This window comes from Roseofilum halophilum BLCC-M91 (assembly GCF_030068445.1).
GTDB classification, from domain to species: Bacteria; Cyanobacteriota; Cyanobacteriia; order Cyanobacteriales; family Desertifilaceae; genus Roseofilum; species Roseofilum halophilum.
The window spans coordinates 1-8,576 of record NZ_JAQPOK010000108.1; the positions used below are offsets into that span (position 1 = coordinate 1).

The 8,576-nt window shown below is 46.0% G+C and carries 2 protein-coding genes and 1 pseudogene; all 3 read right to left on the reverse strand.

Annotated elements, in window-relative coordinates:
• Positions 1–213: 213 nt before the first annotated feature.
• Positions 214–7,137 (reverse strand): DUF4114 domain-containing protein, encoded by a 6,924-nt coding sequence (locus PJF56_RS14605; protein ID WP_283763419.1) that lies wholly within the window; start codon positions 7,135–7,137, stop codon positions 214–216.
• A 139-nt stretch (positions 7,138–7,276) separates the two neighbouring features.
• The gene (locus PJF56_RS14610; RefSeq protein ID WP_283763420.1) at positions 7,277–8,065 is read right to left on the reverse strand and encodes a peptidylprolyl isomerase; all 789 of its coding nucleotides are present in this window, start codon (positions 8,063–8,065) and stop codon (positions 7,277–7,279) included.
• Between the two features lie 165 nt (positions 8,066–8,230).
• Positions 8,231–8,576, reverse strand: a pseudogene (locus PJF56_RS14615) (hypothetical protein); the annotation flags it as partial.

The following is an 8,576-nucleotide window of genomic DNA, read 5'->3' on the forward strand; positions in this document are numbered from 1 at the left end:
TAAAGAAAACATCAACTTGGCGCACTTCTGAGACCACATCTTTGCTGGTTTCTACTGTGCCAAAAGAGGAAAGCATTTCATTGAGATATTGTTTCGCGAATTGGTCATGGATAAATCTAGTCACGATCGCCGATTGTGCAATTGAATCAGAGCTATTGTATCAGGAGGGGGCGATCGCCAGAAGTCTCCTACAGTATCGCCCAGCATCAACTGCTACACGAGTAATAATGTCGCTAATTTAGCACTAGCATTCACCATCGAAGGAATGGCTTCTTGCACCTTCCCATCTTTAAGATAGGTGAGAGTATCTACTAAGTCATCGACTCCATCAATCATCGATATCCCGGATGTAAATGCCTTGAAATAGTCTCCTTCTTTGACGGCTAAACCAGCGTTGATGGCATGTTTTCCTTCGTCATACCCAGCGAAATCGAAGCCGGTTCTTAAGGCTTTGAGATAGTCTTTTTCTTGGATATGCCAGGCCATATCTACCCAGGATTGACCGGCTTCAAAACCTGTTGCATTAAATCCGGTTCGCAGAGCGTTGAGATAGTTGCCATCGCCCACATCTCGTACCATGCTAATCCACGGAGCCGCATCGGTAAATCCAGTCGCGTCAAAGCCTTTGGAAAGCGCGTCTAAATATTCGCCACCTTCGATATCTTGGGCAATGTCAATCCAAGTCTGAGCTGCACCGAAATCAGCTAACTTAAATCCTGTCGTCAGCGCGTCCATGTACTGGTTATTGTCAATTTGTCCAATTAGATTTAGCCAGTCGCCAGCGTCGGGTAATTGAGTCGTGGTTAAGGCTTGGGTGAGGGTTTCAACATAGTTGCGCTGTTTCACCGCTTCGAGCATGTTCTCCCATTCCGTGGTGTACGCAAATGAGCCAAGATCTAAGCTGTGAGTGAGAGCGTTTAAGTAGTCTTCAGATTGAATGGATTTAGCCACATGGAGCCAGTTTTTGACGGTATCAATGGCTCCGTGAAGGACGCTACCGATCGCCTGACGGCTGGTTTCCGTTGTCCGTCGCGTAGTCAAAGCAGTGGCAACGGGGGGAGAGATGAGGGCAATAATGGCGAGAAATAGGGTGTAGTCGCGATCGTCATACCCGAAGCTCGGACTGCTGAGATCCTCAACCGAGAGCGCCGTTAATTTCACCTCTGAGGCTTGGTTTTCCGACTTAATGGCGTTTGAACCCAAAACCGATAAACTATGCTTCTCAAAGACATTTAAGTTGGGATAGGAGGCTAAAACTGCCCGACCCGGTAGGTACTCTTCGCCCGCCATCGACACCAGATCGCCGGAGGTGATGTAGTGGGTGGCACTGTTGGGGTTGCCGCCTTGAGTAACAAAGAGTTCAGCCGTATCACTATTGATTCCAGGAGAGTTGAACGTCACAATTTCTCCGACTTCCGTGGGGAAATGGGCGGCAATTGTTTGCGCCAAAGCACCGCCTAGACTGTGACCGACCAGATCCACCGGTTGTGTTTGTGCGGCTAACCAGGCTTGGATTTCAGCTTGATGGGCGCTAAATTGACCGTAGCCGATACCCTCTGGGTTCGTGTCTTCAAGAACATCAATGACCGTTCCATATTTCTCATCCGTGGGACTGCCTCCGGTTCCGCGCAGCAATAGCACGGGAGGTTGACTCGGATCGTCAGGACGCAAACCTACGGCGTAAAATCCAGTGGAGGGATGCTCGATAACCCGATCTACGGTATAACCGGCGTTAATTCTCTCGCCTACCGTTAGTTTATTGCCTCCAGAACTGCTGCTTGATAAAGCGGTTTCTGGAGTCGCAGAAATGGACGGATCTTCGTAGGCAATACTGCGAGCGAAGTATTCATACAATTTATGTTGAGCGGGAATAGCCGATGGCGCAATGGCTGGTTCTGAGCGATCGGAATACTCTGCAAACGCACGTTCAATTACCTGGGCGGCATTTCCTAGTCCGGTAGCATTTACGGCGGAAATTAATGCTCTTTCATAGTTCCCTGCTTTGAAATCCCAAGCGGTATCGATAAAGTCTTGGTATTGGGAGAATCCAGCCGTTTTTAGTCCCGTTTCTAGGGCAGATTTATAGTCACCATTTTTGAAGTCAAAAGCAATATCGACCCAAGTTTTTCCTGCACCCAATCCACTGGCATTAAATGCCGTATTTAATGCGTTTTCATAGTCGCCATCTTTGAGATCAAAAGCGAGATCGACTAAGGAATTGCTATTGGAGAAACCAGCATAGTTAAATCCGGTTTTCAGTGCTTTGCCGTAGCGGTTATCCGCCATATCCCAGGCAATATCAACCAGGGTATTGGCTTTTTGTTGTCCAAATCCAGCAAAGGTTAAGCCGGTTCCTAATGCCCCTTTATAATCTCCGTCGATAACATCCCAGGCGATATCGATAAATTTACCGCTATTATCAAATCCTGCACCCTCTAAACCGACTTTGAAGATAGATTTCCAGTCTCCATCTTTCATCTCCCAAGCAATATTGGTAAAGGTCTCGGCAACCGTTTCACTCATTCCGCCTAGGTTATGTAAGGTAGCGGCGATCGCACCTTTATAGTCTTTATCCTTCAGCTCCCATGCCAGATCGACAAACAAAGAGATCATATCAGAGGAAACAACTGTAGAGAGACCGAAGAGGGCGAGCGCCCCATTAATGGTTTCTTTGATGGCTTCTATCCAGTCTTCATTGGCTAAGTGATAGAGACCTTCTGCTGCACTAACGACTGTACCCACAACGGGAATTCGTTTGAGCAGATCTAGGGCAGCGCCTACATCAATGTTCTCCAGAGTGCTTTTAAGTCCTTGAGCCAAGTCTTCGCCAAACGCTGTGACGCTATCTTTGAGTTTTGACCAAAATCCTTTCTTGCTCTCTTCAAATTCTTGCTTGGCTTTCTCTAACTTCCGATCTGCTTCAGCCAGCGCGTTAGCGTAATGGGTTTTAGTCTCTTCTAGTTTGGCTTGAGCTGCGGCGATCGCTTGAGCTGCATCTTTTTCAGCTTGATTTAGCTCTTGCTGGAGTTTCTCAATAGTTTCAGGAGATGCACCATTTTCTTTGGCATCCTTGAGTGCCTGTTTAGCATTGTTAACCAAACTTTTCCCGTTCTCTTTGGCTCGATCTACATTCTCTTTAGCAGCAGCGATCTCTTTCTTGCTTTCTTCCTCCAGCCGCCTTTTTTCTTCTTCCGCTCTCTTGATTTCGCTGTTGTCGGGGTCTTTGAAGAAATTATCCAGTAATTGACCTACTAAAACACTAACTCCAACGCCAACTATTCCTGCACCAGATAAGGTTGATGCTACTGCTGCTGCCAAAGTGACAGGATTATCTTTAGCTAACTCCCATGCCTGTTCAACAAATACCTTACCTTTATCTAAAATATCCTTGCCTAACCTCTTCGTTCCATCCCATGCATTTTTGACAAAATCAGAGATATCGTTGGTAAAGCTTGTAACTGTTTCTACAACTTTATTTACACCTTTTTTTATTCCTTCTCCAATTTTCTTAAATGGCTTCTTCCAATCCCAATTCTCTCTCTCTGTAGCCAGTCCATAACTCTGACCGCTCCACGCTGAAGCACTCAGCTTAGTTTCCAAGTCATAGAAAGAATAGAGTTGATAGAATTCTGGCCAGTAAATTTCTGGAATGTTATCCTCTTCTAGGATGTCATCAACCAATTCCCACTGCTGAGATTTATAGGCTTCTGGTTCGGTTTCCTTAGCCAAATAAACGGCTGCGGCAATATTGAGTAAACCGGCTCCAGTTTCATTATCCCATCCTGGAGTAGCTAAATCTGTAGAACTGCGACGCAATAAATCGATAACTTGCGTATAGTTCAGATCGGGATTTGCTGACCACATCAAAGAGGCTGCACCGGTTACTTTTGCGGCTGCTACCGAAGTCCCCGATGCTCCATTTGCTGCTGTTCCTTGAGCCAGGAGATCGACTCCTTGACCATAGATATAATCGATTTCATTGTAACTGGAATACTCGGCGCGTTCCCAGCCGTCAGCCGCTCCGACAACCACTAAATTATCAAATTGTTGAGCCGCTTGACCGAGGGCAGATAAGTCAGTGCCTTCATTCCCCGCAGAAGCAACAATAAGAACTTTATTTTGTTGGGCATAGGTCAATGCAGCCCGTTCTAAAGAGGTGAGTTCCTGGCGCGTAATTTCGGTTCCATCTAAACGAGTTTCCGTTAAATCAAAACTGAGATTAATAACGGCATTAGACTGTTCGGAGTCTTTAACTGTATCGACAAATTCAATCAGAGATTGGGCCCAGTCTCCAGATCGCACACCGCGACCTAACCATAGGGGAGATTGGTCGTTAATATCATTAATAACTTCTAAAATTTGCGTTCCGTGTTGGTGTCCTTCAGCAGGTTGCACTAAGGCATTTTGATTCGCTTCCACCCAATCTTGGCCGACTGAAATTCTAGCAGGTTCAATTTCAAGGGCGTTGGGATCGAACCCTGTATCGATAATACCGACTATAGGGGGATTAGATTTAGGTAAGGGCTGGCTATCCCAGGTATTTTCTGAAGCAAATAGCTTGGGCAGGAGTTCAAGTTCGGCTTGCCGATCGTCATGCCAATCTTCCCAGTTGCTGGCGATTAATTCCTGTTCATTCTGAGCATTTTGAACTAATGTATCGGGAATTTTTGCGATCTCGATATACTCTTTCCACTGGGTGTTGTAACTGTTCCCAGCATCGTTCGCCATTTGACCATAGCTAGAGATAGCATTATTGAGAGATTGGACATCCTGGGAACTGATCGATTGACGGTCTTGCCAAATGTTCTGAAACTCACGATTGGTTTCATTTCTCAGATTGTTATAATCTGTCTGACTATCATTAATCCATCCTTTACTTTCCAGCTCTCGTTTTGTATTTTCCAAGACCTGGTTAGCCTGGTTTTCTTGGCTTCTAATCTGGTCATCTAACCGATCTAAGGTCTGAGAAACTTGTTTTAGAGACTGTTGGGACTCAATGAGTTCATTTTGTTTGGATTGGATACCCTGAACTTTATCTTTGACTTGATCGAACGTTTGATCGAGCAGCACTTGTTCTTCAGTAGAAATTCTCTCAATTTCTGCTGTAGTTTCAGTAAAAACTTCTTGACCTTGCTCCTTAGTATCTTCTAAGTCTTGTTTCAAGCTTTCCACTAACTCCTCAACCAAAGAGGATGGGATAATGCTTCTGGGCGAATCTAACTCTGTTTCTTCTGGAGATTCTGAAGATTCGGCAACTGGGGTACTGTTATCCCCTTCTGACAAGGTAACTTCTGACTCTTGTACATCCTCTTGGGTATCAACACTCTCTTGTGCTGCTGATTCCTCCGTTACCGCAGTCTCTAAAATCTCCTCTTCTGCTTCCAACTCCGCCAACTCTAAGGCTTCCTCAGCGCGAACTTCAGAAATTGCCTCATACACATCTTCTGGGATAATTTCCCCAAGCTCCGGAGTCTCTGGGGTTACATAAGGTTTCGCATACGCCAACAACCCCTTACCCAGATCGGACTCGCGCCAATCATATTCTGGATTAATCACCTCATCCAAGTTAACCGCGTTTGCGGTTGCGCCGCGCACTTGGAAAATGAAATCGTTATAATCTTCATCGGAACCGTGATGGTCAACTCGCCAATCTTCCATTACAAACGTATTCCCATCTCCGGTAACATCTGCCAGTTGTCCCAAGTGATAGGCATCTTCCGGATTTAAGCTAGACATGGAAAATAGAGGCGCACCCAGTCCTCCCAATGCTGGGTTATCGGCAAGCTTGCTAACGGAATGTTTGGGCAGTAACATCATGCCAAAGCGATCGCCTGGATTCATGTCAAACGTCTTCACTCCGCGATAGTCACCAGCATTCCAGTCTTGCCGTTCATCGCCCAAAACGCCATCAAATCTCGCTCCTTCTGCGCGATCGGATATAATTACATGACCGAGTTCTGAGCTAGACAAGGCACGAGAAGCAGCTTCTTCAATAAACGCCCCGGAATTGGGATTAATTTCTTCGAGTCCCTCTAAACTAAATAGGGCTAACTCTCCCTTCCACTTCCCTCCGTCATAGAGAAAATCAATCCCCACTTCGCCACTCTCTCCAACAGTAAATACTCCAGAGTCAAACTCCACGGGAGCAATATAGTCGAGTACCTGTTGTCCCACTTCAGTATCGCGCCAATCTTCCGCCTCCGGATCGATAACTTCATCTAACCCAACCGCTTCTCCTCGCGCGCCATTCACCTGGAAGACCACATCATTGTAATCAGCATCCCTCCAATCTTCTACGGTAAATGTGTGACCCTCTCCCGTCACATCCGCAAAGTTCTCATAGGTGCTATCGTTCGAGAAAAATAACGGTTTTTCAGCTTCAAAGGCTTGCTCAATGGGAGTCTTCGGAGAAATAACTAAGGCAAACTGCTCCCCTGGGTTCATGGAGACACTATCGACAAACTGATACTTGCCCCGGTTCCAGTCTTCGAGTTCTCCCTCTAAAATACCGCTAAACTTCGCACCTTCCTCACCATCAGCAATCCCCACATTCCCCAGAGTAGAATTACTGAGAGCGCGGCGTACTGCTGCTGTTTCCCAAGCTTCGGCATCTCCCTCATAGTCTTCCATTCCTTCCAAACTGAAGATGCCAATCTCGCCTTTTGCGTATTTTCCACCATCAATCAAATAATCCAGATTGACCTTACCCGTCTCTCCCACCGTAAATACACCATTGGTGGAATTATAGGTAAACGGCTCAGGCTCTGGTTCCGGTTCGATCTCTTCTCTGGCTTCTGTCTCAGAATCCAACTCTGTAACTAAAGTGGTCACTTCTAGATCGAGCGGTAACTCTGCATCCGGCTCTGAATCCGGCTCTAAGGCTGGCTCTGGTTCTGCTTCTCCCTCAGTCTCAGCATAAAAGAATTCCAAGGGTTCAATGTCTTCATCGTCAATTTCATCGATAATTTCTGACTCTTCCGAGCTGCTTCTCGTCTCTTGCTCTTCAGATTCGCCAACCTCTTCGAGCTGCTGCTCTTCCTCTATTTCCAACTCATCCAAGGGGTCAATCTCCAACTCCCCACTGCCTACTTCCCCCTCAAGCCCCGTCACACCACTGGGTGTAAGAATTGGTTCCAAGATAAATGTTTTACCTGACAACGAATTCGATAGGAAAGATTGCTTATTTTTGCGTAAACCTTGGAACCAATTCATAACCCTGATATTAAGTAAATTGTGTATTTACGAACTATACACAAGTTAATACTTCCGTGTCAAGTTATTTTTTTGGCTGAAAATTAAGCTGTATTTTCATCGCTTTTAACTTGTCCTTAATCCATTCCTCAAACAGGTGGGTTTGCAAGTCTCGCTTGAGCGCTCCTTCTAGGCGTGCGGGCAAAATTTCCTCTACTTTGAGCAAACAATAGCGTCCCTCAATCTGAACGGGGCCTAAAATCGCCCCAGGCTCGGCTGAGAGGGTGGCTTGGCGGATTTCTGGTGGCATTTGGCCGCGAATCATGGGAGTCATTGCGCCCCCAACTTTGCGATCGTCAACAATCGAATGTTGCTTGGCGAGTTGACTAAAGTAAACATTCGGTTCTTGTAGCTGCTGATACAGATGTTGTGCTTCTTCTGGGGTTTCTACGACAATCCGCGAAAATACAATCCGGTCTAAGTTGGTTTTATTTTGCTCAAAATACTCCTGCACTTTGTCGCGCACGATGTGTTCTTTGAGTTCATCTTGTTTCATGCGAGTTTGAATTTGATGCTTAAATGTGGCGTAATTTAAGCCATGTTCGGATAACCACTGCTGAAAGGCTTCGGGAGTGGTGAGCTGTTGTTGTACGCGAAACTCAATCATGAATTGTTCGATTTGTTCGGTTAAGGGATTTCCGATGCCTGCGGCTTGAATTTCTTGTTCTAAGAGATACTGTTTGGCAATTTCGACTAAAGCGGGTTGTAGTTTACCGGCATCATTGAGGTAGCACAGACTTTGCTCCAAAGAAAGAGCGGTATCATCTAGGGTAATAAAGTTATCGAGAGTCATGAGTTGATTGGTATAGTACATGAAGGTACTGTAGTATACCAAAATAGCGATCGCGCTGGTAATGGGTCATATCAAGTCCGATTAAACCGTTACAGCACAAAGCGCTGTCATGAGGTACAAGAGACAAAGATCTCCCCAACCCCCTGCGACTATAGTTGATTCAACGGACTTCAAAGTTTAGATCGCCTATTCTTCTGGCGCTGGAGTAAATTGCGCTAATAGCTCTTCACGAGAGCGTTGCAGCAGCAGAGGGGTGAATTCTTCTGAAGGCAGGGTGGCGATCGCCTCTATAATACCTGCAAGCTCCTCATCTACTTCTCCAAAGCGAACCCGTAGGAGATTATTAATTAACCGAAGAGTGGCTTGCAGTTCTCCTTCTTGCCGTCCTTCCTGTCGTCCTTCCTGTCGTCCTTCTTCGCGCAGTTGGGCGATCGCTTCTTCATACAGTTGAGTTAAAGTCACGATTAGCTCCTCATCATCTCGATCTGCTTCTTGATTTTGCCTGGTGGCTAGAATGGTTAAAAGTTCGTAA